At 63.9% G+C, this 1029-nt stretch carries 1 pseudogene; it reads left to right on the forward strand.

Annotated features, from left to right (window positions below):
• Positions 1-625, forward strand: a pseudogene (locus tag EN884_RS36880) (acyltransferase); the annotation flags it as partial.
• Positions 626-1029: the final 404 nt, after the last annotated feature.

The raw sequence follows: 1029 nt of genomic DNA on the forward strand, positions 1-1029 counted from the left end.
CGTCTGGACCTTGCTGCGGCTCGGCCGCTTCCATCTAATGGAAATTGTGGCGCTCGCCATCGGCCTGGTCAGCGCGCTGTTCTGGTGCCTCTACTGCCCGCTCGACTGGGCCGACCTTGCCGAAACACGCACGCTCGACCTGCTTCTGGTGCATCACGGCGTGTTCTTCGCCACCGGCGTCATGCTGTGGCTGATGCGCTTCAAGGCGGTGACAGCCGCCCGCCTAGCCTTCTGCGCCCTGTTCCTGGCCGGTGGTGTGCTGCAGATCGCCAGTTCGGTCGACGTTCATATCCTGAAGGTCGGGCGTGATATGCCCTTCGCCCCGCCGATCCTCATCTTCCTCATAGGCATCGCGCTGATGGCGTGGTCGCTGCGGCTCGACCTCTCCTGGAGCGGCTGGCGCCGGATCGGGCTGATGACCTATCCGCTCTACCTGCTGCACGATGTCGTCGGCGCGGCCCTGCTCGGCATCCTGGTCCGCGCCGGTCTGCCGCATCTGTTCTCGATGGCGGTCGTCGGCGCGACGATGATCGCGGCAAGCTGGCTAGTGGCGACCGAGGCCGAACCACGCATCCGGCTGCTGCTCGACCATACCGTTTTCCGTTATCGGCTTAAGGCAGCCTGACGACGGTCCGGCAGACCGGCCCGGCCGCCGACCTAAAGCATGTCGCGCCTGAGCGGATTCAGGCCCACCCCAGGCCTTTGTTCCACGGATCGCTCTCCCAAAACGGAGCTCACTTCCGAGCGACATGCATTGGCGGTGCCGACCCGGCGCAGCTGCATTTTCCACGATTGCGGAATTCTTCGTTTCGGGCATGATAACAGGCACTTATGCCTTCGGCATGAGAGCTTGCCTCGAGACGCCCGGCACGTGACCCTGTTCCAGCGAAAACCCCGCATCGCGGCGCGTCCGCGCCTCGATATCGATATGCAGGACGCTGTCGTCTATGCGATCGGCGACGTGCATGGCTGCTACAAGGAACTCCGCGCGCTGGAGCAGAAGATCCTGCTCGATTCGCTGCGCTTCCA

It is taken from the genome of Mesorhizobium sp. M7A.F.Ca.AU.001.01.1.1 (assembly GCF_004022735.1).
Classification (GTDB): Bacteria; Pseudomonadota; Alphaproteobacteria; order Rhizobiales; family Rhizobiaceae; genus Mesorhizobium; species Mesorhizobium ciceri.